The sequence below is a fragment of the Bacillus sp. PK3_68 genome (assembly GCF_003600835.1).
In the GTDB taxonomy this organism is placed as follows: domain Bacteria; phylum Bacillota; class Bacilli; order Bacillales; family Domibacillaceae; genus Pseudobacillus.
Genome location: NZ_NQYC01000001.1, coordinates 4,106,143 through 4,132,373 on the forward strand (window position 1 = coordinate 4,106,143; position 26,231 = coordinate 4,132,373).

A 26,231-nucleotide genomic window follows, 5' to 3' on the forward strand; every position below is an offset into this window, starting at 1 on the left:
AGAAGAGGAGTGGTCGGTTTGTTTAAAAATGCAGCAGAGCTTGTAAAATTAGCTGAAGACAAACAAAAAAAGATTTCTGATATTATGATTGAACAGGAAAGTGAAGTGTCAGGAAAATCCCGTGAAGAAATTATGGGGTTAATGGAAAAAAACTTAGATGTAATGGAGCAAGCGGTAGAACGCGGTTTAAAAGGAGTGCGTTCTCTCTCAGGATTGACCGGAGGAGATGCAGTTCTTTTGCAGCAATATATTCAAAAAGGGAATACATTGTCAGGTCCGCTCTTGCTCGATGCCGTCAGTAAAGCGGTAGCTACGAATGAAGTAAATGCAGCGATGGGAACAATTTGTGCAACACCGACTGCGGGCAGTGCAGGAGTTGTGCCAGGCACATTGTTTGCCATACAGGAGAAGCTTAAGCCTTCCCGGGAGGACAAAATCCGCTTTTTATTTACAGCTGGTGCATTTGGTTACATTGTTGCCAACAATGCATCCATTTCTGGTGCAGCAGGTGGTTGCCAGGCTGAGGTAGGCTCTGCATCTGGCATGGCAGCGGCAGCCATTACAGAAATGGCTGGCGGCACACCAGCACAATGTGCGGAAGCTATGGCTATTACGCTGAAAAATATGCTCGGATTAGTTTGTGATCCTGTGGCGGGGCTTGTGGAAGTGCCATGTGTAAAAAGAAATGCCATGGGAGCAGCCAATGCTATCGTAGCAGCCGATATGGCTCTTGCCGGTGTAACGAGCCGAATTCCTTGTGATGAAGTGATTGATGCTATGTATAAGATTGGTCAAACGATGCCTTCTGCCTTGAGGGAAACAGCCGGTGGTGGTTTGGCGGCCACACCTACCGGGCGAAAATTGGAGGCGAAAATTTATGGTGTACCACTCCAATCCCGGGATTGATTCATCCCCTCTCTTGCAGCCGGTAGATGTCCTGAAGGGGATCGGAAAAGAAACGGCATTAACATTAAATGAGCTTGGCATTGAAAAGATAAAAGATTTGATTGAATATTTTCCGTCCCGCTATGAGGATTACCGCCTTAAAGACCTGGCTGATGTCGGACATGAGGAGCGAGTAACAGTAGAGGGGAAAGTTCATAGCCAGCCTTCTGTTATGTTTTATTCAAAGAAAAAGTCACGCTTAACTTTTAAAGTGCTCGTTGGTCGATATTTAGTAAATGTGATTTTTTTCAATCAGCCGTACTTAAAAAGCAAGATTGACATAAATGATACGGTAACGATTACAGGGAAATGGGATAAACATAGACAAACGATTACCGGACAGCAATTTGAAGCGGGACCGCATAACCGGCAGGGAGACTTTGAAGCAGTTTATCCATTGAGGGGGGCGCTCTCGCAAAAGCTATTTCGCAAATATGTAGGACTTGCTCTATCGCAGTATGGTGAATACCTGGAAGAAACTCTACCGACAAGAACGCTTCTTCAGTATAAATTAATAAGCCGCCGGGATGCACTTCGATCTCTCCATTTCCCAGCTTCTGAAAGAGAAATGAAGCAGGCGAGACGGCGTTTTGTTTTTGAAGAGTTTCTGTATTTCCAGTTGAAGATGCAGGCTTTGCGTAAATTTGAGAGAGAACACTCGGCAGGCATTTCGCAAGCTTATGACATTCATAAGCTTAAACATTTTATCGACTCTTTGCCGTTTACTATGACAAATGCTCAAAAAAGAGTAGTGAACGATATTTGTGCTGATATGAAATCTCCGTACCGAATGAACAGGCTCTTGCAGGGGGATGTCGGCAGCGGAAAAACAGCGGTAGCAGCTGTGTGTCTTTATGCCAGTGTTACAGCAGGGTTTCAAGGAGCATTAATGGTGCCGACGGAAATTCTTGCTGAGCAGCATGCTGAATCACTCAGCCAGCTGTTTGAACCGGTGGGCGTAAATGTAGCTTTGTTGACGAGCTCCGTCAAAGGGAAGCGTCGCAAAGAATTGCTTGCACGCTTGGAATCTGGAGAAATAGATATTATAGTTGGTACGCATGCGCTCATTCAGGAAGAAGTTAGTTTTTATCGGCTTGGTCTTGTGATTACTGATGAACAGCATCGGTTTGGCGTTAATCAACGGCGGGTTCTTCGGGAAAAAGGAGAGAGTCCGGATGTTCTTTTTATGACGGCTACACCTATTCCGCGTACGTTAGCGATCACGGTGTTTGGAGAGATGGATGTTTCCATCATCGATGAAATGCCGGCGGGAAGAAAAGAAATTGAAACATACTGGGCAAGAGAAGAAATGCTTGACCGTGTCCTCGGTTTCATGGAGAAGGAATTGGTCAAGGGGCGGCAAGCTTATGTGATCTGTCCGTTAATCGAAGAGTCTGAAAAACTTGACTTGCAAAATGTGCTGGATGTTCACGCTCAGCTTGTTCAGTACTTTGATGGCCGTTACCGGGTAGGTTTAATGCATGGCCGGCTTCCATCAGAAGAGAAAGAAGGCGTGATGAAAGCTTTTACAGAACAGCAGGTCGAGGTGTTAGTGTCTACTACGGTGGTTGAAGTCGGTGTGAATGTACCGAATGCGACTATGATGGTCATTTACGACGCGGAACGATTTGGTCTTTCCCAGCTTCACCAGCTACGCGGCCGTGTCGGGCGGGGAAGTGAGCAGTCGTACTGTATTTTGCTTGCTAATCCAAAGACAGAAATTGGCCAAGAGCGCATGAAGATCATGACCGAAACAAATGATGGTTTCGTCTTAAGTGAGAAAGATTTGGAGTTAAGGGGGCCGGGCGACTTTTTTGGGAAAAAGCAAAGCGGCCTGCCAGAATTCAAAGTAGCTGATATGGTTCATGATTACCGGGCGCTTGAAGTAGCCAGGGAAGATGCCAAACAATTGATTGAATCAGAGGCTTTCTGGAGAGAAGATGAATATGTGGCACTTCGCCGCCACCTAGAGGAATCTGGCGCCCTCTCAGGCGAGAAATTAGATTAAAGCCAAGACGTTGTTAGCAGACCGTTGTCTCAATCAGTAGAAAAGGCTTAAATTCGTTTGAGTTGTCCTTTGAAGAATGCAAGTTTTTCCTTGCATTCTCTTTTTTTTGCTTTTATACTACTGTTAGTACCTAGTCCTAATATCGGATGGTGTGAAACGATGAGACGTACAAAAAAAGAGAGACAAATTCAGCTTCAGGAAACAATTGCAGATAATCCATTTGTGACGGACGAAGAATTAGCCGAACAATTTCAAGTAAGCGTGCAGACGATTCGATTGGATAGAATGGAACTGGCAATTCCCGAGCTTCGTGAAAGAATTAAGCATGTAGCAGAAAAGAAACTGACTAATGAAGTCCGGTCGCTGCCGATTGAAGAAGTGATTGGTGACATTATTGATATTGAACTGGATAAGAGTGCGATTTCTATTTTTGATGTCAAGAGGGAACACGTATTTGCAAGAAATGGAATTGCCCGTGGCCATCATTTATTTGCGCAAGCGAATTCTCTTGCGGTCGCTGTTATTAATGACGAGCTTGCTTTAACTGCCAAAGCGAATATCCGGTTTAAAAGATCGGTTCATGAAGGAGAACGAGTGGTGGCAAAAGCGAAGGTTATCGATATTAAAGCAGTGAATGAGCGGACGATCGTTGAAGTGAACAGCTATGTCGGACAAGAGCTTGTTTTTCAAGGAGACTTTACTATGTACCGTTCCAATACAACAGCAGAGGATGAAGGACAATGAAAATAGCAATAGATGCAATGGGCGGCGATCATGCCCCAAAAGAAATTATTTTAGGTGCGAATAAAGCTTTAGCAGAAATGCCTGGGTTGGAACTGCTTATTTATGGGGATGAAAAGCTGATCCAGCCATTGTTGGAGACAACTAACCGGGCGAAAGTTATACATACTGATGAAGTGATTCTTGGAACAGATGAGCCGGTGCGTGCGGTTCGCCGCAAGAAAAATGCCTCCATGGTTATGATGGCACAGGCGGTAGCTGACGGAGAGGCAGCTGCCTGTGTATCAGCTGGGAATACAGGTGCTTTAATGGCCGCTGGTTTATTCGTTGTTGGCCGCCTGGATGGAATTCAGCGCCCGGCTCTCGCTCCGACGCTGCCGACTGTTGATGGCAAAGGATTTGTTATGCTTGATCTTGGAGCTAACGTCGATGCTAAACCTGAACATTTGCTTCAATATGCAATTATGGGTTCGATTTATGCGGAAAAAGTAAGAGGAATAGAAAACCCTCGTGTTGGCCTCTTGAATATTGGCACAGAAGAGAAAAAAGGAAATGACTTAACGAAAGAAGCATTTGGGCTGCTCAGCGGACAAAAAAGTATTCATTTTGTCGGCAATGTAGAATCCCGCGATTTATTAAATGGGGTGGCAGACGTCGTAGTGACGGATGGGTTTACTGGCAATATGGTGTTAAAAACAATTGAAGGTACAGCTTTATCAGTCTTTTCAATGCTGAAGTCAGCCTTGACTTCTTCTTTAAAAGCAAAGTTGGGCGCTGGTTTGCTTAAAAATGAACTTTATAGTTTAAAAGATAAAATGGATTACACCGAATATGGAGGAGCAGGGTTATTCGGTTTAAAAGCGCCTGTTATCAAAGCGCATGGCTCATCAAATGCCAATGCCTTTTATAATGCGTTAAAGCAAGCCTATATGATGGCGGAAGCTGATGTCCCTTCCAAGATCGCAGGAGCGGCTGGGATTGTGTCATCAACAGAAAAGTAAGGAGGAATGGAAGATGGGGAAAATTGCATTTGTATTTCCGGGGCAGGGATCACAAGCAGTCGGTATGGGAAAAGCCTTGGCGGAGGAGCATCAGGAAATCCGGGAATTGTTTGAATCAGCAGATCATAAATTAGGCTTTTCATTAAGTGAGCTTATGTTTGACGGACCGGAAGAAAAGCTGACACTAACCATGAACGCCCAGCCGGCGATTTTAACAGCAAGCATGGCGGCACTAAAAATCTTTGAAAAAGAAGGCATTACACCCGACTTTGTGGCCGGTCACAGTTTAGGAGAGTATACAGCGCTTACTGCTGCGAATGCACTGACATTTGAGGATGCTGTCTATGCTGTTCATAAACGAGGACAATTCATGGAGCAAGCTGTACCAGCCGGCGAAGGAACAATGGCTGCCGTTCTCGGAATGGATCGGAGCCTTTTGCAGGAGGTAACGGAAGAGGTAACAGCATCCGGCGAAACCGTAGGCCTGGCTAATTTAAACTGTCCAGGACAAATTGTTATTTCAGGAACGAAAAATGGAGTAGCAAAAGCCGGCGAGTTGGCGAAGGAGAAAGGCGCAAAACGGGTCATTCCGTTAAATGTAAGCGGCCCCTTCCATTCTTCATTAATGAAACCGGCTACGGAGCAGCTTGAGCAAGTGCTCGACGAAGTAGAAATAAAAGACTGCGACACGCCGCTGATTGCCAATGTTGACGCAAAGGCTGTTACGAAGGCCGAAGATATTCGCGCTAAATTACTCCAGCAACTGTACTCTCCGGTTCTTTGGGAAGACAGTGTAGAAACGCTGATTGAGGCGGGAGTCGACACATTTATTGAAATAGGCCCGGGGAAAGTTTTATCAGGTCTTATTAAGAAAGTAAATCGGAAAGTGACTACGTATGCTGTGCAGGATGGAGCATCTATTCAGGAAGCAGTAAAAGCATTAAAGGAGGCAGCACAATGAAACTAGAAGGAAAAGCCGCTTTAGTAACGGGTGCATCGCGTGGAATCGGGCGTGAGATTGCTCTTGAATTGGCCCGTGCGGGGGCGGATGTTGCTGTTAATTATTCCGGAAGTGAGGCAAAAGCAAACGAGGTTGTTGAGGAAATTCAAGCGCTTGGCCGCAAAGCTTTGGCGGTACAATGCAACGTTGCTGACAATGACTCTGTAGCAGAAATGGTAAAGCAGACGACAGAAGCATTCGGAAAAATTGATATCCTTGTTAATAACGCAGGCATCACCCGTGATAATCTGTTAATGCGCATGAAAGAGCAAGAATGGGATGATGTCATTGATACAAATTTAAAAGGTGTATTTCTTTGCACAAAGGCAGTTACTCGTCCAATGATGAAGCAGCGGAGTGGCCGTATTATTAACATCGCCTCCATTGTTGGGGTGAGTGGAAATCCTGGACAAGCGAACTATGTTGCCGCTAAAGCGGGTGTTATCGGCTTAACGAAGACTACAGCAAAAGAGCTAGCTTCCCGCGGTATTACAGTTAATGCTTTGGCTCCGGGCTTCATTACAACCGACATGACAGACGCCCTGCCAGAAGAAGCAAAAGAAGCTATGCTTAGACAAATACCGCTCGCTCAGTTTGGTGAGCCTGCTGATATTGCAAAAGCGGCTCTTTTCCTTGCATCAGAAGACGCTAAATATATTACCGGCCAAACCATTCACATCGACGGCGGCATGGTGATGTAATAAGAAAAGCGGAAGCGGCCCGATCAGCCCGATAGGAGGTTGGAGGGCCCGACAAGGAGTCGTTCTTCAGACTCCGATAGAGAGACCGAAACCGCCGTACGGGCTGGCCGCTGGAGCTGGATAAGAGAAAAGCAGAAGGCGTTTGTCCTGCGCGATAGCGGATTGGAGCTCTTGACGAGGAGTTGCTTTTTCAAACTCTGACAGAGAGAGTGAAATCTGCGTACGCGCAAGCGCCAGGAGCTGGATAAGAGAAAAGCAGAAGGCGCTCGTCCTGCGCGATAGCGGATTGGAGCTCTTGACGAGGAGTTGCTTTTTCAAACTCTGACAGAGAGAGTGAAATCTGCGTACGCGCAAGCGCCAGGAGCTAGATAACAAGAAAAGCGGGGCCGACTGTACTGCTCCGATAAGCATAAGCCGAAATGGCGAAGTGGCGTCTTTCAGCCGCATAGCCAGATCGGCTTATGACCTCGAGGGGCAAGAAGGCGAAGCTGGACAAGAAAAGCGGTAAGCGCTCGTTGGACTTCGAGAAAGGGTTGGAGGTCCACGCAAGTTTGTGCCCTGTATGAAGCAGAAAATTTATTTTATCTTTACCGAAAATCGTCTATAATGACTTGAGGGGAGGTGAATGAGTATGGCAGAGGTATTAGAGCGTGTAACAAAAATCATTGTAGATCGTCTTGGAGTAGAAGAATCCCAAGTAAACCTTGAAGCTTCTTTTAAAGAAGATCTTGGAGCAGATTCTTTAGACGTAGTTGAACTAGTAATGGAATTAGAAGATGAGTTCGACATGGAAATCTCTGACGATGATGCAGAAAAAATCGCAACAGTGGGCGACGCTGTGAATTACATAAACAGCAAAAATTAATCGTTCGAAGAATACAAGCTCCGTTCTTGAAACGGAGCTTTCTTCTTTTGCGATTTTTTTCAATTTCGACTACACTGTGTGTGGGTGCAAATTAGTTTAATTACCGGAGGAAATCCAATGAAGAAACCACATAGAGACTTCAAGAGGCCTTTAACTAAAAGAGAACAGCAATTTAATCAGCTGCAAGAAAATTTAGGCATTCATTTTCATGACGAAAATTTACTAAAGCATGCCTTTACCCATTCATCCTATGTGAATGAGCATCGGAAAAAGCCATATGAGGACAATGAACGACTTGAATTTTTAGGGGATGCGGTGTTGGAGTTAACCGTTTCTCACTACCTATTTAAAAAATACCCGCTCATGTCAGAGGGAGATTTAACGAAATTGCGGGCTGCCGTAGTCTGTGAGCCATCACTTGTCACCTTCGCTAACGAGTTGAATTTCGGGAAATATGTTCTTCTTGGAAAAGGCGAAGAAATGACTGGAGGCCGGATGAGGCCGGCTCTTTTGGCAGATGTATTTGAAGCGTTTATGGGCGCTTTGTTTTTAGATCAAGGGATGGATGCTGTCCTCCTTTTCTTGGAAAAAATGATCTTTCCTAGAATTGATTCCGGTGCTTTTTCTCATATGATGGATTATAAGAGCCAATTGCAAGAGCTTGTGCAGCGTCAGACAAAGGGATTACTTGAATATAAAATATTGCAGGAAAAAGGTCCGGCTCATAGTAAAGAGTTTGTTTCTCAAGTTTCATTAAATGGAGAAGTGCTTGGAAGTGGACAAGGAAAATCGAAAAAAGAAGCCGAGCAGCTGGCTGCTCAGATGGCTTTGACAGCTTTGAAACAACATACAGAGTAGAAGGCAGGGGAAAGGAACATGTTCCTGAAGAAACTGGAAATTGCCGGATTTAAATCATTTGCTGAACGCGTTTCTGTCGAATTTGTCGATGGGGTAACAGCTGTAGTCGGTCCGAATGGTTCGGGGAAGAGCAACATTACGGATGGGATACGCTGGGTACTTGGAGAGCAGTCAGCAAAGAGTTTGCGCGGCGGTAAAATGGAAGATGTCATTTTTGCTGGCAGCGATAGCCGCAAGCCGCTGAATTTTGCCGAAGTAACCCTAACTTTAAACAACGAAGCACAAACACTCCCGATTGAATACAGTGAGGTCAATGTAACAAGAAGGGTCTATCGTTCCGGGGACAGTGAATACTTTATTAATAAAAGGCCGTGCCGTCTCAAAGACATCGTTGATTTATTTATGGATTCGGGTCTTGGTAAGGAGGCTTTTTCTATCATCGGCCAAGGCAAGGTAGAAGAAATATTGAATAGCAAACCAGAGGAGCGCCGGGCAATTTTTGAAGAGGCAGCTGGGGTGTTAAAGTATAAAAACCGGAAAAAGAAAGCGGAGAAAAAACTGGATGAAACACAAGAAAATCTTCTGCGTGTTCAAGACATTCTCCATGAATTAGAAGGGCAAATAGAGCCTTTGCGCATGCAGGCATCGATTGCGAGAGATTATCTTGACAAGAAAGAAGAAATGACCAGCTATGATATTGCGGTGATTGTTTATGAAATTGGCGAACTGCATACTCAATGGGAACAGTTAAAAGCAAGCCATGCTGAGCATGCACAAGAAGAAACTGCGCTTTTTTCGAACCTTCAACAGAAAGAGGCAAAAGCAGAAGAATTGCGAACGCAAATTACAGCCCTTGATGAGTCAGTGAATGATTTACAGGCGGTGCTTTTAGCTGCCAGCGAGGAACTGGAAAAGCTGGAAGGCCGTAAACAAGTGTTGCAGGAACGAAAAAAGAATGCGATCCAAAATGAGGGACAGCTGGCTGACAACTTAGCGGAAATCAAAGAAAAGATCCAACAGCTTTCTGTGCAGGCAGAGGATTTAAGGAGAAAGACGGAAGCAGATAAAAAAGAAGAAGTTGAATTAAAGCAGCTGCTAGCAGTTAAGCAAGAAGAAATGAAGCAGCTTTCCAAAAACTTAGAAGAGGAAATTGAGTCGTTAAAAGCCGATTATATTGAGAGTCTGAACGTGCAGGCCTCTGCTAAAAATGAACGTCAGCACGTAAAACAGCAGATCGAACAATTGGTGCACAGAAAAGAGCGGCTCGATGCTGAAAATAAAAAATATCTTGCCGAAAGACAGGAGATAGAGGCTAGAAAATCTGCTATTGATGAAGCACTTGCTTCTGAGCAGGAGCGTGCAGCTATCCATGTAGACGCTTTGCATCGAGAGCAACAGCTTCTTGAAACAATGAAATCGAAATATGAAAAGCAGGAATCTAGTCTTTATCAAGCTTATCAAATTCTTCAGGATGCCAAATCGCGCAAAGAGATGCTTGAATCCTTGGAAGAGGACTATTCTGGCTTTTTTCAAGGCGTGAAGGAAATATTAAAAGCGAGAGACCGACAACTTTCAGGGATTGAAGGAGCGGTTGCTGAAATTATTGAGGTGCCTAAAAAATATGAAACGGCCATGGAAGTGGCTCTTGGTAGCAGCATGCAGCATATTATTACGGCTGATGAGCGGGCTGCCCGTGAAGCCATTGGTTATTTAAAGAAGCATCGATTTGGGCGGGCTACCTTTTTGCCGTTAACTTCGATAAAGGAAAAAATATTCCCAGCCACCCTTTCTGCTCAGCTGGAAAATGACGATCGTTTCATCGGCATAGCGTCCAACCTTATCAGCTTTCCAGAAGCATACAGCCCAGCTATAACCAATCTCCTTGGTCATACAGTAGTTGCTGCTCATTTAGAAGGAGCCAATGAGCTGGCTAAGCTCATGAATTATCGTTACCGGATTGTAACGCTTGATGGAGATATTGTGAACCCCGGCGGTTCCATGACTGGAGGCGCTTTGAAGCAAAAAGGAAACTCATTGATTAGCCGAAAAAACGAGCTCGAGTCCTTGAGAGTGAGACTTGCTTCAATGGAAGAAAAGACGATAGCTGCTGAACGTGAAGTGAAAAAATTAAAAGAGAGTATACTCTCCAAAGAAGCTCTCCTTAAAGAGATGAGAGAGCAGACAGAACTAATAAGAGCCAATGAGCAGGAGCGGAAAAACGAACAGCTTGAATGGCAATTTGCCTACCAAACCATTAACAGTCGCTTATCTATCTATGATTCAGAAAAGCAAGAGTTCGAAACGGAGCATCAAAGGCTTCAAGTGCTTTTAGAAAATGCGGAAAAACAATTAGTCATCAGTCAGCAGGAAATTGAGGAGCTCGATGTAAAAATCAAGAAGTTAACAGAACAAAAGGCTCATGAAAGCACGCTGAAGGAAACAATCATGCAAACAATAAGCGAGCTTAATTCCAAGCTTGCCGTCAAGCAAGAGCAGTTGACATCAAGAAAAGAACGCCTTGAACAAGTGCTTGCTGAGTTGGCTGCTTCTGAACAAAAACATAAACAGTGGCATGAAGATATGAACTGGCTAAAAACAGAAATGTCAGCAAGCGGGCAGGGAGAAGAAGAATTGGACGAGGCTGCCCGGAAAAAGCGGCAGGATAAAGAAGAAATAAGCAAGCTTATTACTATGCGTAGAAATGAACGTATGGATAAGCTAGGCCGGCTGGAGGGCGAGGAAAGGGAGCTTAAAGAAGCGAGAAGGCTTCATAAAGCAATGAGCGAAGCTGTCCAGGATGAAGAAGTGAAAATCAATCGCCTGGATGTGGAGCTTGATAACCGCCTGGAACAGTTAAATAAAGAATATGCTCTCACATATGAAGCGGCAAAAGAGAAGTACCCACTGCCTTTTCCGATCGAAGAGGTGCGTAAAAAACTTCATTTGATCAAGCTGTCTATCAAGGAATTAGGCAGCGTAAATCTAGGAGCTATCGAAGAATATGAGCGGGTATCTGAACGGTACACCTTCCTTGAAGAGCAGCGAGCTGATTTACAAGAGGCCAAAGATACACTATCTCAAGTTATACAGGAAATGGATGAAGAGATGACGAAGCGATTTAAGGAAACCTTCCAATCGGTGAGCACACAATTCCTTCCGGTTTTTCAGTCGTTATTTGGCGGTGGGAGAGCTGAATTGAGATTAACAGATCCGGACCATTTGCTTAGCACGGGGGTCGATATCGTTGCGCAGCCGCCTGGGAAAAAACTTCAGAGCCTCAGTCTTTTATCGGGAGGGGAACGAGCACTTACGGCTATTGCCCTTCTATTTGCCATTCTAAAAGTACGTCCTGTTCCTTTCTGTGTACTTGATGAAGTAGAGGCAGCTCTAGATGAAGCGAATGTTTTTCGATTTAGTCGGTATTTAAAGCAATTTAGCCAAGATACACAGTTTATCGTTATTACTCATAGAAAGGGAACAATGGAAGAAGCGGATGCTTTGTATGGCATCACTATGCAGGAGTCAGGGGTATCTCGATTGGTTTCTGTGACAATGGATAAAAAAGCAGAAACCCCTGTTTAATTCGTGTATTATTTATGAGCCGAATAGAGTGGAGGCTGTTCCTTCATCCTATTTGGCTTATCAAATATCAGTTTAGGATATTAAATATAGGAGGAAAGCGGATGAGCTTTTTTAAGAAATTAAAAGAAAAATTGACAACTTCCACAGACCAGGCAACAGAAAAATTTAAAACGGGCCTGACGAAAACACGTGATAACTTTTCCAGCAAAGTAAACGACCTCGTGGCGCGTTATCGCAAAATTGATGAGGATTTCTTCGAAGAGTTGGAAGAGATTCTGATCGGTGCCGATGTGGGATTTGATACAGTTATGGAATTAATTGATCAATTGAAACATGAAGTAAAACGGCGCAATACGAAAGATCCGGCAGAAGTACGTGATATTATCACAGAAAAACTCGTCGATATTTACCAGAACGGTGAAGAAGCACCAAATGCATTGAATATACAGGAAAACGACCTTACAGTCATTCTCTTTGTTGGCGTCAACGGAGTAGGGAAAACAACAACAATCGGTAAGATGGCTCATAAGTTTAAATCAGAAGGCAAAAACGTGTTGCTAGCCGCTGGAGACACTTTCCGTGCCGGAGCGATTGAGCAGCTTGAGGTCTGGGGAGAACGAACAGGCGTGGAAGTAATTAAGCAGGGGGAAGGCTCTGATCCGGCTGCGGTGATGTATGATGCTGTTCGGGCGGCTAAATCACGGAAAGCGGATATTTTGTTGTGTGACACAGCCGGACGACTGCAAAATAAAGTGAATTTAATGAAGGAATTGGAAAAAGTAAAGAGAGTCATTGAACGAGAAGTTCCCGGAGCCCCTCATGAAGTATTGATTGTCTTGGATGCGACCACGGGACAAAATGCCATGGTTCAGGCAAAAACCTTCAAAGAAGCAACAGACGTAAGCGGAATCGTTCTTACAAAGCTTGATGGAACAGCTAAAGGGGGCATCGTGCTCGCTATCCGCAAAGAACTCGAAATTCCGGTTAAATTTGTCGGTTTAGGTGAAAAGATGGATGATCTCCAGCAATTTGATGCGGAAAAATACGTGTACGGCTTGTTTTCTACTGCCTTCGAAGAAAAAGAGGAAGACACAGAAGAAGAGGAAGAATGATTTAATCTTCCGGCAGGGCAGAGTTTATCTTACTGTTAGAGAATAGCCCTTACTTTGCTGGCTTGCCGAATGTGTCACTTTCTTGGCCGGTTGTCTGTATTAACTGGCCATATACTTAAATAGAAGCAGCGTCTTGCGCTTTTCTATTGGCCAGTCCGTACGGTAGTGTTTCGACCTCTCTGTCGAAGGAGTCTAAGCAACAACTCCTCGTCAGGATTTCCAGCCTCCTACCGGGCTAATCAGGCTGCTTTTGCTTTTCTTAGACGTAAAGATATTTTCTTGACATTGCTATTTAAAATGAGTAGACTATTTTTATGTAAAGGTTTTTAACTTAACAAGGGGGGCTGTCCATGCTTGAAAAGACAACAAGAATGAATTTCTTGTATGATTTCTATCATTCTTTGTTAACAGATAAGCAGCGCAGTTATATGTCCCTTTATTACCTAGATGATTTCTCTCTTGGTGAAATCGCGGAAGAGTATGAAGTGAGCCGCCAGGCGGTTTACGATAATATTAAACGCACGGAAGCAATGCTCGAAGAGTATGAGAGCAAACTACTGCTATTTAAAAAATTTCAAGAGCGCAGCCGCTTGCTGAAACAGTTAAAATCACTTGTTTCTGCTGACGGACAGTCTATTATTGAATCGCTCGAGAAATTAGATTAGGAGGCGGCAACATGGCATTTGAAGGATTAGCCGACCGACTGCAAAGCACAATGCAAAAAATCCGCGGCAAAGGGAAAGTGACAGAGGCGGATGTCAAAGAAATGATGAGAGAAGTGCGTCTTGCCCTTCTTGAAGCGGATGTTAACTTCAAAGTCGTCAAAAGCTTTGTTAAAAAAGTTAGCGAACGCTCTGTCGGCCAGGAAGTAATGAAAAGCTTAACGCCTGGTCAGCAGGTCATTAAAGTGGTTAAAGAAGAACTAACCAACCTGATGGGTGGCGAACAAAGCCAAATTGCGGTAGCAAAGCGGCCACCAACAGTAATCATGATGGTTGGTCTTCAAGGGGCCGGTAAAACAACGACTACTGGCAAGCTGGCTAATTTGTTGCGGAAGCGTTATAACCGCAAGCCGCTGCTTGTAGCGGCGGATATTTACCGTCCGGCAGCTATTAAGCAGTTGGAAACACTCGGCAAACAACTAAATATGCCCGTTTTTTCTTTAGGGGACCAGGTGAGCCCGGTGGAAATTGCCAAGCAGGCGATTGAAAAAGCAAAAGCAGATCATCATGATTATGTCTTGATTGATACGGCTGGCCGTCTACACGTAGATGAAGACTTAATGGGTGAGCTAAAAGATATCAAAGAATTGACTAATCCTGACGAAATCTTCCTTGTAGTAGATGCAATGACTGGTCAAGACGCGGTGAATGTTGCAGAAAGCTTCAATGAACAGCTTGGTGTGACGGGCGTTATTTTAACGAAGCTTGATGGTGATACGCGCGGAGGGGCAGCTTTATCTATTCGTGCGGTAACTGAAAAGCCGATTAAGTTTGCTGGTATGGGTGAAAAACTCGATGCTCTTGAACCTTTTCATCCGGAGCGAATGGCTTCCCGGATTTTGGGCATGGGCGATGTATTGACGCTGATTGAAAAGGCGCAAACGAACGTGGATGAAGAAAAAGCAAAAGAGCTTGAGCAGAAAATGCGGACAATGTCCTTTACATTTGATGACTTTCTCGAACAGCTTGGCCAAGTCCGTTCCATGGGTCCATTGGATGAGATTATCAAAATGCTTCCCGGAGCTAATAAAATTAAAGGTTTAAGCAATGTTCAGGTGGATGAAAAGCAAATTTCTCACGTTGAAGCTATTATTCAGTCGATGACGAATGAGGAAAAGCAGCATCCAGAAATTATTAGCTCAGGCCGAAAAAAGCGTATTGCCAAAGGAAGCGGAACCTCTATTCAAGAGGTCAATCGTCTTCTTAAGCAATTTGAAGAGATGAAAAAGATGATGAAGCAAATGTCTGGCATGCAGCAAAAGGGCAAGAAAAAAGGAATGCCGTTTAAGTTTCCATTTATGTAAGGGAAGCGAAAGCGGCCCGATTAGCCCGATAAGAGGTTGGAGGGCTCGGCAAGGATTCTCTGATAGAGAGGCTGAAACCGGCGTACGAGCTGGCTGCTGCAGCTAGACAAAGAAAAGCAAAATTCGCTTTTTTATAGCAACAAAATAAAATGTAAAGAAAAAAACCTTTACAAACAACCTTATTATTTGTTATTATTCTATCTTGTGTAAAACTATTCGGAGGTGCTTTAAAAATGGCAGTAAAAATTCGTTTAAAACGCATGGGTTCTAAAAGAGCTCCATTCTATCGTATTGTAGTAGCAGATTCTCGTTCTCCACGTGACGGACGCCAAATCGAAACAGTTGGAACATACAATCCAATTTCTCAACCAGCGGAAGTAAAAATCGATGAAGAGCTTGCACTAAAATGGCTTCAAAATGGTGCGAAACCATCTGATACAGTACGTAATCTTTTCTCTAAGCAAGGCATTATGGAAAAATTCCACAACGCTAAAATCAGCAAATAAGAGAAATGGAAGAGTTAATCTTAGCAATTGTTAAACCACTTGTCGACCATCCCGATCAAGTCTATGTGAAAGAGAAAGCAGAAGAAAGCAAGGTTACTTACCGCCTTTCTCTTCATCCGGAGGATATTGGGAAAGTCATCGGGAAGCACGGCCGCATTGCTAAGGCGGTTCGAACCATTGTAATGGCAGCGGCAAACGTTGCTCATCAGAAAAAAGTGTATGTAGAAATAGCCGAATAGGGAGGGATAACCTCCCTTTTTTCATATAAATTTTTAATAAGTAAAGCGGAAGCGGCCTGATCAGCCCGATAGGTGGTTGGAGGATTTGATAAGGAGTCGTTCTTTGACCTCGACAGAGAGCGAAATTAGCGTACGTGCTAGCCGCTGGAGCTAGACAAAGAGGGAATGACGGCTAAAGGCGTGACATCGTGTCACAGCGCCCTCACTAGCACATCATGTGCGTCGAAGCGGAAGCATATCTGGCATAGAAAGGAAGGCGGAGGCATGCAAGTTTTGCGGACAGTAATTGTTAAGCAAGTATTAACAGAGACGCTGAAACAATCGTTGCTTTCATCTTATCAGGATAAAAAAAGCCAGCTTGAAAAAGAATATGAGCAATTACGCTTTGAGTTAAAAAAAACTGAACGACAGCAAAAAGGCGTCGGCCAGCAATCTACAGCCTTTTTTCAGAAGGAGATGAAGCAGCGTCAGCAAAAAATTGAAAATATTAATTTTCAACAAAGCCAGCTGGAGCTGCTTCCTCTTGGCAGTGAGTTGAAGGAAAAAGAAATGCAGACACTAGCCGATGTGAAAATTGGAGATCGATGGGAAGAAACAGAAAAGACAATTGTCATTAAAGATGGCATTGTCGTCGAGATTCGTTAGAGGTGAGCCAACAATGGAGAAATGGTTTAACGTGGGAAAAATTGTGAATACACATGGAATTCGTGGCGAAGTAAGAGTGATTTCGAGAACGGATTTCCCTGATGAGCGATATAAAGTAGGAAACACACTTTATTTGTTCATGCCCGGTGAAACGGAAGGAAAACCTTTAATCGTCTCATCGCATCGTAAACACAAATCATTTGATTTACTCACATTTGAAGGTGTGGATGGATTAAATGCCATAGAGCCGTTCAAAGGCGGGCTTTTAAAAATAAAAGAGTCGCAGCAGGGTGAGTTAAACGAAGGAGAATACTACTTCCACGAAATCATCGGTTGTCTAGTTAAAACAGTCGATGAGGAGGAAGTTGGTAAAGTAACCGAAATTTTAACGCCGGGAGCTAATGATGTGTGGGTAGTTAAGGGGAAAAATGGAAAAGATTTTTACATTCCGTATATTGAGCAAATTGTAAAAAAGGTAGATGTGAAAGAGAAGCTCATCTTTATTGAACCGATGGAAGGGTTATTGTCATGATGAAAATTGATATTCTTTCTCTTTTTCCTGAAATGTTCGAAGGAGTTCTCCGCTCTTCCATATTGAAGAAAGCATCTGAAAAAGGAAAAGTTGAGTACAATGTGATTAATTTCCGGGAATTCGCCGAGGGAAAGCATAAAACGGTTGATGATTATCCATATGGTGGCGGAGCGGGAATGGTGTTGAAGCCGCAGCCGGTTTTTGATGCGGTCGAGCAGGCAAAGGCATCCTCTCCCTCTTCTCGTCCACGGGTAATTTTAATGTGTCCCCAAGGAGAGCGCTACTCACAGCAAAAGGCCGAAGAATTGGCTGCAGAGCAGCATCTTATTTTTATTTGTGGCCATTATGAAGGCTATGATGAGCGGATTCGTGAGCAGCTTGTAACAGACGAAATCTCGATTGGTGACTTTGTCTTAACAGGCGGTGAGCTAGCAGCTATGGTTATTACAGATAGTGTGGTCCGTCTCTTGCCTGATGTGCTTGGCAATGAGGAATCTCCTATACTCGATTCATTTTCCTCCGGGCTTCTTGAACATCCTCACTATACGAGGCCAGCTGAATTTCGGGGCTTGAAAGTGCCAGGCGTTCTTCTTTCAGGGAACCACCGATTAATAGAGGAATGGAGAGAGAAAGAGTCCTTAAGACGGACATGGGAACGGCGCCCGGACTTACTAGCGAATTATCCTTTATCAGAACAGCAGAAAATATGGTTAACAGAGTGGGAAAAAGAAAGAGATTCTTGATTTGTTATTTTAAATGTGATAAAATTTTTTCGTGGTTTGTGACAACAGTCCAAGCCCATTATAACGGTGTTCCGCTGCGACTCAATAAAAGTTGTATTGAGCATCGGTTAGAAGGAGAGGAATAATATGCACAAATTGATTGAAGAACTTACTAAGGAACAACTTCGCACAGATCTTCCGGCTTTCCGTCCTGGAGATACAGTACGCGTACACGTAAAGGTCGTTGAGGGCACACGTGAACGTATCCAGGTTTTTGAAGGGGTTGTAATCAAACGTCGCGGTGGCGGAGTAAGCGAAACATTTACTGTTCGCAAAATCTCTTATGGCGTAGGCGTTGAACGTACGTTCCCGCTTCATACACCGAAGATCGAAAGAATCGAAGTAACTCGCCGTGGTAAAGTTCGTCGTGCTAAATTGTACTACTTGCGTAACCTTCGCGGTAAAGCAGCTCGTATTAAAGAAATTCGATAATAATAGGCATTTTTGTGAGAGGAGCTTGGAAACAAGCTCCTTTTTCAAATGAAAGAGTCCTTTCTTTTCTCAATAACGCCCAAGATGATATGATGATTACATAATAAATTAGGTGGTGACGAATTTGGCAAAGGAAAAAAACGAATTCTGGGAGTGGACGAAAGCTTTTTAATCGCAATCGGGTTGGCAGCAATTATTCGATATTTTATCATTGCCCCTATCGTTGTAGACGGAGAGTCAATGATGCCGACGCTGAATGACGGCGACTGGATGATCGTCAATAAAATGGGGGAACCTCAACGTTTCGATATTGTAGTGTTTCATGCACCAGAGCACAAAGATTATATTAAACGTGTGATCGGACTTCCGGGTGATACGGTTGAGTATAAGAATGATAAATTATATATTAACGGAAAATATTATAAAGAGCCTTACCTGGACAAGTATAAGGCGCAGGAACCTGGTCCGCTTACGCCTGACTTTACTCTAAAAGATATCACGGGAAAAGAAACAGTCCCTAAGGGTGAAATCTTCGTGCTCGGAGACAATCGATTATACAGCAAGGACAGCCGCCACATCGGGACGATTAAAATTGATGAAGTGGTAGGCGATACGAGCCTTGTTTTCTGGCCATTAAACAAAATGCGCATAGTAGACTAAACAGGATCATTTTAATAGAACGGAGGTGAAGCCATGACAATTCAATGGTTTCCCGGCCATATGGCTAAAGCGAGAAGGGAAGTAACAGAGAAACTGAAATTAGTGGACATCATCTTTGAATTGGTTGATGCTCGCCTGCCAATTTCTTCACGTAACCCGATGATTGATGAAATCATCCAGCAAAAGCCGAGATTAGTGCTTTTAAACAAAGCCGACATGGCGGATCCAGCGGTTACTAATCGCTGGCTTGCTTACTTTAAACAGGAGGGGATTCCCGCATTAGCGATTAACTCTCATGCAGGGAACGGCTTGGCGGCTATTAATAAAGCGGCCAAGGAGATCCTAAAGGAAAAATTCGACCGAATGAAATCCAGAGGGATAAAGCCTAGGGCTATCCGGGCTATGATCGTCGGTATCCCGAACGTAGGGAAGTCTACATTAATCAACCGGCTGGCTAAAAAGAACATTGCTAAGACTGGTAACATGCCTGGTGTCACAAAAGCCCAGCAGTGGATCAAGGCAGGGAAAGAAATGGAGCTTCTGGATACCCCTGGCATTCTTTGGCCAAAATTTGAGGATGAAGAAACTGGCTTTAAGCTGGCTTTGACCGGAGCGATTAAAGACACCATCCTTAATTTGCAGGATGTGGCAATTTTTGCTCTCCGCTTTTTGGAAGATCATTATCCAGACCGTCTTAAAGAGCGCTATCAGCTCGAGGACATTCCGGAGGACGTAGTGGACCTTTTCAATAATATCGGCACGCTGCGCGGCTGTTACGCAGCACGCAACGAAATCGATTATGATAAAACAACGGAAGTTATTATCCGTGATATCCGTGGAGAAAAGCTTGGAAAGCTAACGTTTGACTTTCCGGAAGCACAAATGAAATAACAAAAAGCAAAGGCCCTTTCTTAGGGTCTTTATTTTGTTTAAACAAAGTCGATATAAAAGAAAAGAAGGCGGGAAATGAGATGGAGTTTTGACTAAGCCTTTTAAAAATGAATAAAGCATGATTAAAATAAATAAGGCTGCCAGTGGCATGAGATTTCCGCATATATTTTACTAAAAACAACATGTGCAAAATTCAAAAAATAGCTGTTAACAAGAAAGTAAACAAAAGGAGTTAATGATGGTCCAGTCAGTAAGTGAAATTAAAAAGGAACTAAAAAATATTCAAACAGAAAATCATCCGCAATTTCAGGAGTGGCTGAAAGATTCTCGAAAAGGAGTCCAGCAGGCAATTGCCCAATGGTACCGCCGACAAAATCAACGGGAGCAAGAACGATTAAACTACGAGAGAAAGCTCACTTTTGAAAAGCAACTCATAGAGAAAGGAGTAACATATATTGCGGGAATCGATGAAGTGGGACGAGGACCACTCGCAGGGCCGGTTGTCGCAGCAGCAGTTGTGCTACCAGAAGATCTTGAGCTAGTAGGAATTAATGATTCTAAAAAAATCAGCAGAATGAAAAGAGACTATTTCTATGAAGAACTTATAGAAAAAGCAGACGTAGGTATCGGGATTGTTGAGGCTTCTGAAATTGATGAAATAAATATATACGAAGCCACAAAAAAAGCGATGAAAGTAGCGGTAGCAGGTCTTTCACGGGTCCCAGAGCATCTGTTGATCGATGCAATGACACTAAGCCTTCCCATTCCTCAGACATCTATTATTAAGGGGGATGCAACAAGTGTATCGATTGCAGCAGCGTCGATCGTAGCAAAAGTGACCAGAGACAGGTTAATGTGTGACTATGCTCTCGTTTATCCACAATACGGTTTTGAAAGAAATATGGGATATGGAACAGCAGAGCATTTGAAAGGTTTGAATTCAAGCGGTCCCTGCGAGATTCACCGAAGGAGTTTTTCTCCAGTAAAGGAAATAGAATAACAGCAGAAAAAGTAAGGGGGGAAAGAGATGATTATCCAGCAAGCTGCTCTCGCGCAAGGTCTTCTCGGCAAGGAAAAAACAGCTCAGTTACGAGAAGGGGAGATGTTTCCCGCCAAAGTAGTAAAAATGTTACCGAATGGCATGGCTGAGCTATCGACTGGAACAACTACAATGGTTGCAAAGCTGGAAGTGCCGCTTCAATCAGGGGAAAGATATTGGTTCCGAGTAGCATCGAATAATGAAGGAATACACCTGCAAGTGATTACATCGCCAATGTCAGAAAATGAAAGTCTATCAAAAATGGCAAGGGATTTACTCATGCAGTTGTCTTTACCGATCACAAAAGAGAATAAAGCATTTGTCGAAATGATGATGAGAGAGAAGATGCCGCTGACGAAAGAGTTGATTATGAAGGCGGGAGAATGGCTGGCAAAGGGACCGCTGTCTGATGGGTTGCAAGCAATCAAGATGATGACCGAGCATTCTCTCCCAATAACTAAAGCTATCTTCCAACCTTTGATGACAGCTTACTCTTCAATTTCTCTTGGTCAATTAACAGAAGATCTGGCTGCAAAGCTTCAGCAGATGAATCAGCCACCGTCCTCGGCCGATGCATTAATAAAATTGTTAAAAGACTGGCAGACTCCTCTGGAGAAGCATACTGTCCAGAAAATTGCAGCCGCCATAATGGAAAAGCTGTTTTCACCTGAAAAGCTATCAGCCTCTAAGTCAGCAGCTATTGATTTAGTTAAATCATGGGGAGTTATTCCAGAGTCTGGAGACAGCATCGATGATTCGCTCGTTCAAATCATGCGCCAATGGAAAAGAGAAACAAGCTCACCTGGGGCAACGAACCAGGCGGTCTTTGAAAATAAACCGCCTTCCATAAAGCAGGCGGTCAGCCAGTTTATCCAGCAACCAGATGATAGGGAGTCTCTGCAGCGATTAGAGCAAGCATTGATTAACAATGCCAAAGCGGCGGGGAAGAGCGCTGTAGGGCCTTTAACAGCTGAAATTAAGTCATTAATAGAGGGACTAAAGACTACAGACCTAACCAATGAGCAAATAGCGGCTGTTTTTAAAACCGCTGCAAAAGTAAGTATCCAGCATAATGAGCCATCGGAAGCGATTCGCCAATTGGCTGCTCTCTTTAATAAAGAGGCAGAAGAGTTTGTTGGCCTTATAAAAAATGAAACAGCAAAAATTCATTCTTCGTCATTGGCAGCGCTATCTAGAAAGGAATTGTTGTTTCAACAAATTGCACTTGCGGTAGAGAATGATATGCAGCTTCATTTATCTGCCAAGGAAGCCCATTCATTGATCAAGGATACGTTCCGATGGTTAGGGGTTGACCTGGAAGGAATGCTCGGAACAAGTTTGCCTGAAGAGGCTGAGCTTGAGAAAATGCTAAAGCCCCAGCTGTTGCGCCTTCTTAGTGAAAATCTGCCTGTTCATATTAAAGAATCTGCAGAACAATTGCTGGGACGGATGAATGTACAGCCCCTGCTGTCTGCTGAAAATGGGCCTATTCAGCAGCTGATTATGCAAGTGCCGATTAATCTGTTCGGTTTTCATACGGAGCTGACTTTACAATGGTCAGGAAAAAAGACGGAAGATGGTCAACTAGATTCCGATTATTGCCGAGTACTATTTTATTTAGAACTCGAACATATAAAAGAAACGGTAATAGATATGCAAGTACAAAATCGGATTATCCAATTGCAAATATTTAATGAAACGCCTGGTCTAAAGTCAACCGCAGCGGCTCTTCTTCCCTCACTGAAGGCAGGGATAGAAGAAAAAGGGTATCAGTTATCGAGCATTCAGTTCAAGCAGTCCGGGAAAAGCGAGCTGCCCCCGCTTGTTCAGGTAATGGAAACACAGCCTTATGAGGGAGTGGATATCCGCATATGAATAAAGAGACAAAAAGAAAACAGGCGGCCGCTCTCTCTTACCGCCCTGAAAAGAACCAGTCCCCTCTGTTAATTGCTAAAGGGAAGGGCAAAGTGGCCGAAAACATCCTTGAAAGAGCTAAAGAGCATAATATTCCTATCCAGGAAGACCCAAGCCTGGTCGAGCTGTTGGGGAAGTTAGAAATTAATGAAACCATCCCCGAAGAACTCTATCAAGCCGTAGCGGAAGTGTTTGCCTTCATTTATCGGCTTGACCAGCTAAAAAAATAATTTGAATGAGGTTTATCATTTGAGGGTAGGGTAATTGTGTAGAAGGGGCTGCGAAAGGACATCCATTTTTTCCATAAAAAGCGCTTACGAGTGTTGGAATAATCGCAAAAATCTATAAAAAAGCCGAACAATAACAAAATTAGGTCCAATATCTAGACAGAAATTCCGACTTTATATACAATGGAAACGCAGTCTACTTTTTTGAGATTGATAGGAGGATGAAGTATGAATATCCATGAGTATCAAGGCAAAGAAATCCTCAGAAATTACGGGGTAGCCGTTCCAAACGGTAAAGTTGCTTTTTCCGTTGAAGAAGCAGTTGAAGCAGCAAAACAACTTGGCACTGACGTTTGTGTCGTAAAAGCGCAAATTCACGCAGGCGGCCGCGGAAAAGCGGGCGGAGTTAAAGTTGCAAAAAATATTGATGAAGTGCGTACATATGCTGAAGAAATTTTAGGTAAAACGCTTGTCACTCATCAAACAGGTCCAGAAGGAAAAGAAGTCAAGCGTTTATTGATTGAAGAAGGCTGCGATATTCAAAAAGAATATTACGTTGGTCTTGTTCTAGATCGCGCTACGTCTCAAGTCGTATTAATGGCTTCTGAAGAAGGCGGAACAGAAATCGAAGAGGTAGCGGCAGCTACTCCAGAAAAGATTTTCAAGGAGTACATTGATCCAGTAACAGGCTTAATGCCTTACCAAGCTCGCCGTATCGCTTTCAACATCAATATTCCGGCAGAACTTGTGAACAAAGCAGTGAAGTTTATGATGGGTCTTTATACAGTATTTATTGAGAAAGACGCTTCTATTGCTGAGATTAACCCGCTTGTTGTAACAGGTGACGGTAATGTTATGGCGCTTGATGCGAAAATCAACTTTGATTCTAACGCATTGTATCGCCATAAAGATATTATGGAATACCGCGATTTAGAAGAAGAAGATCCAAAAGAAATCGAAGCTTCTAAATATGACTTAAGCTATATCTCTCTTGATGGCAACATTGGCTGTATGGTTAATGGGGCAGGCCTCGCTATGGCAACAATGGATATCATTAAGCATTACGGCGGCGATCCGGCTAACTTCCTTGATGTTGGGGGCGGCGCGACAGCTGAAAAAGTTACAGAAGCATTTAAAATTATTCTTTCCGACAAAAACGTTAAAGGTATTTTCGTTAACATTTTCGGCGGAATTATGAAATGTGACATCATTGCAACTGGTGTGGTAGAAGCTGCAAAACAAGTCGGCTTATCTGTGCCACTCGTTGTTCGTTTAGAAGGAACAAACGTTGATTTAGGTAAGAAAATCTTAAGTGAGTCTGATATTGACATTGTTGCGGCTGAGTCTATGGCTGATGGCGCACAAAAAATCGTTGAGCTTGTAAGCAAATAATCCCAGAGTTGACCAGAGAAAGGCAGGTATAGGCATGAGTGTATTTGTTAATAAAGACACAAAAGTAATCGTTCAAGGTATCACTGGTAAAACAGCTCTTTTCCATACAAAACAAATGTTGGAATACGGTACAAAAATCGTTGGTGGTACATCACCTGGTAAAGGTGGAACAGAGGTAGAAGGCGTACCGGTATTTAATACTGTTAGTGATGCAGTAAAAGCAACAGGTGCTAACGCTTCTGTTATTTATGTTCCTGCTCCATTCGCTGCAGATGCAATCGTAGAAGCAGTAGATGCAGAGCTTGATCTTGTTATCTGTATTACTGAACATATCCCAGTATTAGATATGGTAAAAGTAAAACGCTATATGCAAGGCAAGAAAACTCGCTTAGTTGGGCCAAACTGCCCGGGTGTTATTACACCTGATGAATGTAAAATTGGTATCATGCCTGGTTACATTCATACTAAAGGCCATGTCGGTGTTGTTTCCCGCTCCGGTACATTAACTTATGAAGCGGTACACCAATTGTCACAAGCTGGCATCGGCCAATCAACAGCTGTTGGTATTGGTGGAGACCCAGTAAACGGTACGGACTTTATTGACGTATTAAAAGCGTTCAACGAAGATCCAGAAACAAAAGCTGTTATTATGATTGGTGAAATCGGCGGAACAGCTGAAGAAGAAGCAGCTCAATGGGTAAAAGCAAACATGACAAAACCTGTTGTCGGCTTCATCGGCGGCCGTACTGCACCTCCAGGAAAACGCATGGGCCATGCCGGTGCCATCATTTCTGGCGGAAAAGGGACAGCTGATGAAAAAATCCGCGTAATGAACGAATGCGGAATTAAAGTAGCTGAAACTCCATCCGTTATGGGTGAAACTTTGATCGAAGTGATCAAAGAAAAAGGCATTTACGAAGAGTGCAAAACGCATTAATCTAGTTAAATAAACAACGAAGAGGCTGCTCCGAAAGCAATGCAAAAGGCATTTCGGACAGCCTTTTTCTTTAAAAAGGAGGCAGTCAAACTGGACGCGCTAACGGAAAAAATCATCCACTTGCAACATTGTCATGGCATCGGCTGGAAAGCCATTTATTCACTTTTGAGGCAAGAAAATGACCTGAAGAATTTATATAACTATTCCCCTGTCTATCTCTCCCGCATACTTGCCATTTCACCTTCCCACTCGGCGGCTGTTGTCGAACAGCTGAAGCATCAAAAGGACCGCCCTCTACTCAAAATGTACAAAGCTCAAGGGTTTCAATCGATCCCCATTTATAGTCCCTCCTATCCGCCCCTTCTAAAAACCTTGCCGCAACCTCCATGGATCCTCTATACAGCAGGAGATGTGTCTTTACTTACGTGTGAGCGAAAAATAGCGATTGTTGGCGCGCGAACAGCCAATGAATATGGACGGAAGGCTGTACAACTGTTGGTGCCAGAACTCGTCGAATATGGTTGTATTATCGTCAGCGGACTGGCAAAAGGAGTGGACGCTTTTGCCCACGAGGCAGCTTTGGCTGAAGAGGGGGGAACGATCGCCGTTATTGCTGGCGGATTTCATCATATATATCCGAGAGAGAATTTGTCTTTAGCTCAAAAAATCATGAAATCCGGCCTGATTGTTTCTGAATACCCGCCAAACACCCCACCTAGAAAGTGGTATTTTCCTGCTAGAAACCGAATCATTAGTGGCTTATCTCTCGGTTCTGTTATAGTACAGGCGGGAAAGAAAAGCGGCTCTTTAATTACCGCTTACTGTGCTTTAGAGCAGGGGAGAGAGGTATTTTGTGTTCCGGGAAGGATTGATGAACCGTTGTCTGAAGGAACAAATGAGCTAATTAGTGAGGGAGCCAAAATAGTGCGGACAAGTGCAGATATTTTAGAGGAAATTATGTAAAAATCGATACAAATATGGAAGAAAAATCAATTAATTTTTCCGTCTTTGATAAAAAAAGGTTGCTTTTATTCGCAAACTGTATTAAATTTTGCAAAAGAATCAATGATTTTAATGATGAAAAAAATAACTTAATGAATAGAGAAAAACAAATAGAAAAACATAATTAAAATGCAATTGATTGACAATTGTCATCAAACCGGCTAATAATGTGTGTTACATCTATTTATTTTCAC

At 43.4% G+C, this 26,231-nt stretch carries 25 protein-coding genes and 1 pseudogene; all 26 read left to right on the forward strand.

Going from position 1 to position 26,231, the window contains the following annotated elements:
• Window positions 1-18: 18 nt before the first annotated feature.
• The 26 genes and pseudogenes from sdaAA (at window position 19) to dprA (ending at window position 25,998) form a co-directional block, all read left to right on the forward strand.
• On the forward strand, window positions 19-906 hold the full coding sequence (gene sdaAA, locus CJ483_RS20585) for an L-serine ammonia-lyase, iron-sulfur-dependent, subunit alpha (RefSeq protein WP_120037163.1): 888 nt from the start codon (window positions 19-21) through the stop codon (window positions 904-906).
• Window positions 878-2,953: an ATP-dependent DNA helicase RecG gene (recG, locus tag CJ483_RS20590; RefSeq protein WP_120037165.1), complete on the forward strand. Its 2,076-nt coding sequence runs from the start codon at window positions 878-880 to the stop codon at window positions 2,951-2,953. The genes sdaAA and recG overlap by 29 nt, the downstream gene beginning before the upstream one ends.
• Window positions 2,954-3,112: 159 nt before the next feature.
• Window positions 3,113-3,697 (forward strand): transcription factor FapR, encoded by a 585-nt coding sequence (gene fapR / locus CJ483_RS20595; RefSeq protein ID WP_120037167.1) that lies wholly within the window; start codon window positions 3,113-3,115, stop codon window positions 3,695-3,697.
• On the forward strand, window positions 3,694-4,695 hold the full coding sequence (gene plsX / locus CJ483_RS20600) for a phosphate acyltransferase PlsX (protein WP_120037169.1): 1,002 nt from the start codon (window positions 3,694-3,696) through the stop codon (window positions 4,693-4,695). The genes fapR and plsX overlap by 4 nt, the downstream gene beginning before the upstream one ends.
• A 13-nt stretch (window positions 4,696-4,708) precedes the next feature.
• Window positions 4,709-5,656 carry an ACP S-malonyltransferase gene (gene fabD / locus CJ483_RS20605; RefSeq protein WP_120037171.1) on the forward strand — a complete coding sequence of 316 codons (948 nt, stop codon included), beginning with the start codon at window positions 4,709-4,711 and terminating at the stop codon, window positions 5,654-5,656.
• Complete coding sequence (gene fabG, locus CJ483_RS20610; protein WP_120037172.1) at window positions 5,653-6,396, forward strand: 3-oxoacyl-[acyl-carrier-protein] reductase; 744 nt, start codon at window positions 5,653-5,655, stop codon at window positions 6,394-6,396. Before fabD ends, fabG begins: the two co-directional genes overlap by 4 nt.
• A gap of 631 nt (window positions 6,397-7,027) precedes the next feature.
• The gene (gene acpP, locus CJ483_RS20620) at window positions 7,028-7,261 is read left to right on the forward strand and encodes an acyl carrier protein (RefSeq protein ID WP_120037177.1); all 234 of its coding nucleotides are present in this window, start codon (window positions 7,028-7,030) and stop codon (window positions 7,259-7,261) included.
• Window positions 7,262-7,378: 117 nt separating this feature from the next.
• On the forward strand, window positions 7,379-8,119 hold the full coding sequence (rnc, locus tag CJ483_RS20625) for a ribonuclease III (RefSeq protein ID WP_120037179.1): 741 nt from the start codon (window positions 7,379-7,381) through the stop codon (window positions 8,117-8,119).
• 18 nt (window positions 8,120-8,137) lie between these two features.
• Entirely contained in the window at window positions 8,138-11,701 is a 3,564-nt protein-coding gene (smc, locus tag CJ483_RS20630) for a chromosome segregation protein SMC (RefSeq protein WP_120037181.1), read from the forward strand.
• Window positions 11,702-11,802: 101 nt separating this feature from the next.
• Window positions 11,803-12,813, forward strand: a complete 1,011-nt coding sequence (ftsY, locus tag CJ483_RS20635; RefSeq protein WP_120037183.1) for a signal recognition particle-docking protein FtsY — start codon at window positions 11,803-11,805, stop codon at window positions 12,811-12,813.
• Window positions 12,814-13,163: 350 nt separating this feature from the next.
• Complete coding sequence (locus tag CJ483_RS20640) at window positions 13,164-13,478, forward strand: putative DNA-binding protein (protein WP_120037185.1); 315 nt, start codon at window positions 13,164-13,166, stop codon at window positions 13,476-13,478.
• Window positions 13,479-13,489: 11 nt separating this feature from the next.
• Window positions 13,490-14,839, forward strand: coding sequence for a signal recognition particle protein (gene ffh / locus CJ483_RS20645; RefSeq protein ID WP_120037187.1), 1,350 nt, complete (start codon window positions 13,490-13,492; stop codon window positions 14,837-14,839).
• 233 nt (window positions 14,840-15,072) lie between these two features.
• Window positions 15,073-15,345, forward strand: coding sequence for a 30S ribosomal protein S16 (rpsP, locus tag CJ483_RS20650; protein WP_120037188.1), 273 nt, complete (start codon window positions 15,073-15,075; stop codon window positions 15,343-15,345).
• A gap of 5 nt (window positions 15,346-15,350) precedes the next feature.
• The gene (locus tag CJ483_RS20655; RefSeq protein WP_120037190.1) at window positions 15,351-15,584 is read left to right on the forward strand and encodes a KH domain-containing protein; all 234 of its coding nucleotides are present in this window, start codon (window positions 15,351-15,353) and stop codon (window positions 15,582-15,584) included.
• Window positions 15,585-15,848: 264 nt separating this feature from the next.
• A complete protein-coding gene (locus CJ483_RS20660) occupies window positions 15,849-16,229 on the forward strand; it encodes a YlqD family protein (protein WP_120037192.1) in 381 nt (126 codons plus the stop codon).
• A 13-nt stretch (window positions 16,230-16,242) separates the two neighbouring features.
• On the forward strand, window positions 16,243-16,761 hold the full coding sequence (gene rimM, locus CJ483_RS20665) for a ribosome maturation factor RimM (RefSeq protein ID WP_120037194.1): 519 nt from the start codon (window positions 16,243-16,245) through the stop codon (window positions 16,759-16,761).
• Window positions 16,761-17,504, forward strand: a complete 744-nt coding sequence (gene trmD / locus CJ483_RS20670; RefSeq protein ID WP_142927250.1) for a tRNA (guanosine(37)-N1)-methyltransferase TrmD — start codon at window positions 16,761-16,763, stop codon at window positions 17,502-17,504. Before rimM ends, trmD begins: the two co-directional genes overlap by 1 nt.
• Window positions 17,505-17,630: 126 nt before the next feature.
• Window positions 17,631-17,975 carry a 50S ribosomal protein L19 gene (rplS, locus tag CJ483_RS20675; protein WP_120037198.1) on the forward strand — a complete coding sequence of 115 codons (345 nt, stop codon included), beginning with the start codon at window positions 17,631-17,633 and terminating at the stop codon, window positions 17,973-17,975.
• 124 nt (window positions 17,976-18,099) lie between these two features.
• Window positions 18,100-18,635 (forward strand): annotated as a pseudogene (gene lepB, locus CJ483_RS20680) (signal peptidase I).
• 33 nt (window positions 18,636-18,668) lie between these two features.
• Window positions 18,669-19,526: a ribosome biogenesis GTPase YlqF gene (gene ylqF / locus CJ483_RS20685; protein ID WP_120037200.1), complete on the forward strand. Its 858-nt coding sequence runs from the start codon at window positions 18,669-18,671 to the stop codon at window positions 19,524-19,526.
• 235 nt (window positions 19,527-19,761) lie between these two features.
• Window positions 19,762-20,526 carry a ribonuclease HII gene (locus CJ483_RS20690; RefSeq protein ID WP_120037203.1) on the forward strand — a complete coding sequence of 255 codons (765 nt, stop codon included), beginning with the start codon at window positions 19,762-19,764 and terminating at the stop codon, window positions 20,524-20,526.
• A gap of 27 nt (window positions 20,527-20,553) precedes the next feature.
• Window positions 20,554-22,440 carry a hypothetical protein gene (locus CJ483_RS20695; protein WP_120037205.1) on the forward strand — a complete coding sequence of 629 codons (1,887 nt, stop codon included), beginning with the start codon at window positions 20,554-20,556 and terminating at the stop codon, window positions 22,438-22,440.
• Window positions 22,437-22,709 (forward strand): EscU/YscU/HrcU family type III secretion system export apparatus switch protein, encoded by a 273-nt coding sequence (locus tag CJ483_RS20700; RefSeq protein WP_120037207.1) that lies wholly within the window; start codon window positions 22,437-22,439, stop codon window positions 22,707-22,709. The genes CJ483_RS20695 and CJ483_RS20700 overlap by 4 nt, the downstream gene beginning before the upstream one ends.
• Before the next feature lie 225 nt (window positions 22,710-22,934).
• Window positions 22,935-24,098 carry an ADP-forming succinate--CoA ligase subunit beta gene (gene sucC / locus CJ483_RS20705; RefSeq protein WP_120037208.1) on the forward strand — a complete coding sequence of 388 codons (1,164 nt, stop codon included), beginning with the start codon at window positions 22,935-22,937 and terminating at the stop codon, window positions 24,096-24,098.
• Window positions 24,099-24,132: 34 nt separating this feature from the next.
• Entirely contained in the window at window positions 24,133-25,035 is a 903-nt protein-coding gene (sucD, locus tag CJ483_RS20710; protein ID WP_120037210.1) for a succinate--CoA ligase subunit alpha, read from the forward strand.
• Between the two features lie 39 nt (window positions 25,036-25,074).
• A complete protein-coding gene (dprA, locus tag CJ483_RS20715) occupies window positions 25,075-25,998 on the forward strand; it encodes a DNA-processing protein DprA (RefSeq protein ID WP_120037212.1) in 924 nt (307 codons plus the stop codon).
• The last annotated feature ends 233 nt before the right edge of the window (window positions 25,999-26,231 follow it).

Excerpts from the sequence above, each read along its gene's own strand:
- rimM (WP_120037194.1), top strand. The coding sequence starts at position 16,243 with ATGGAGAAATGGTTTAACGTGGGAAAAATTGTGAATACACATGGAATT.
- sucD (WP_120037210.1), top strand. The coding sequence starts at position 24,133 with ATGAGTGTATTTGTTAATAAAGACACAAAAGTAATCGTTCAAGGTATC.
- smc (WP_120037181.1), top strand. The coding sequence starts at position 8,138 with ATGTTCCTGAAGAAACTGGAAATTGCCGGATTTAAATCATTTGCTGAA.
- fabG (WP_120037172.1), top strand. The coding sequence starts at position 5,653 with ATGAAACTAGAAGGAAAAGCCGCTTTAGTAACGGGTGCATCGCGTGGA.
- rplS (WP_120037198.1), top strand. The coding sequence starts at position 17,631 with ATGCACAAATTGATTGAAGAACTTACTAAGGAACAACTTCGCACAGAT.
- ylqF (WP_120037200.1), top strand. The coding sequence starts at position 18,669 with ATGACAATTCAATGGTTTCCCGGCCATATGGCTAAAGCGAGAAGGGAA.
- CJ483_RS20655 (WP_120037190.1), top strand. The coding sequence starts at position 15,351 with ATGGAAGAGTTAATCTTAGCAATTGTTAAACCACTTGTCGACCATCCC.
- dprA (WP_120037212.1), top strand. The coding sequence starts at position 25,075 with ATGCAAAAGGCATTTCGGACAGCCTTTTTCTTTAAAAAGGAGGCAGTC.
- CJ483_RS20695 (WP_120037205.1), top strand. The coding sequence starts at position 20,554 with ATGATTATCCAGCAAGCTGCTCTCGCGCAAGGTCTTCTCGGCAAGGAA.
- recG (WP_120037165.1), top strand. The coding sequence starts at position 878 with ATGGTGTACCACTCCAATCCCGGGATTGATTCATCCCCTCTCTTGCAG.
- trmD (WP_142927250.1), top strand. The coding sequence starts at position 16,761 with ATGAAAATTGATATTCTTTCTCTTTTTCCTGAAATGTTCGAAGGAGTT.
- CJ483_RS20640 (WP_120037185.1), top strand. The coding sequence starts at position 13,164 with ATGCTTGAAAAGACAACAAGAATGAATTTCTTGTATGATTTCTATCAT.
- fabD (WP_120037171.1), top strand. The coding sequence starts at position 4,709 with ATGGGGAAAATTGCATTTGTATTTCCGGGGCAGGGATCACAAGCAGTC.
- rnc (WP_120037179.1), top strand. The coding sequence starts at position 7,379 with ATGAAGAAACCACATAGAGACTTCAAGAGGCCTTTAACTAAAAGAGAA.
- ffh (WP_120037187.1), top strand. The coding sequence starts at position 13,490 with ATGGCATTTGAAGGATTAGCCGACCGACTGCAAAGCACAATGCAAAAA.
- ftsY (WP_120037183.1), top strand. The coding sequence starts at position 11,803 with ATGAGCTTTTTTAAGAAATTAAAAGAAAAATTGACAACTTCCACAGAC.
- CJ483_RS20660 (WP_120037192.1), top strand. The coding sequence starts at position 15,849 with ATGCAAGTTTTGCGGACAGTAATTGTTAAGCAAGTATTAACAGAGACG.
- CJ483_RS20690 (WP_120037203.1), top strand. The coding sequence starts at position 19,762 with ATGATGGTCCAGTCAGTAAGTGAAATTAAAAAGGAACTAAAAAATATT.
- plsX (WP_120037169.1), top strand. The coding sequence starts at position 3,694 with ATGAAAATAGCAATAGATGCAATGGGCGGCGATCATGCCCCAAAAGAA.
- fapR (WP_120037167.1), top strand. The coding sequence starts at position 3,113 with ATGAGACGTACAAAAAAAGAGAGACAAATTCAGCTTCAGGAAACAATT.
- CJ483_RS20700 (WP_120037207.1), top strand. The coding sequence starts at position 22,437 with ATGAATAAAGAGACAAAAAGAAAACAGGCGGCCGCTCTCTCTTACCGC.
- sucC (WP_120037208.1), top strand. The coding sequence starts at position 22,935 with ATGAATATCCATGAGTATCAAGGCAAAGAAATCCTCAGAAATTACGGG.
- rpsP (WP_120037188.1), top strand. The coding sequence starts at position 15,073 with ATGGCAGTAAAAATTCGTTTAAAACGCATGGGTTCTAAAAGAGCTCCA.
- acpP (WP_120037177.1), top strand. The coding sequence starts at position 7,028 with ATGGCAGAGGTATTAGAGCGTGTAACAAAAATCATTGTAGATCGTCTT.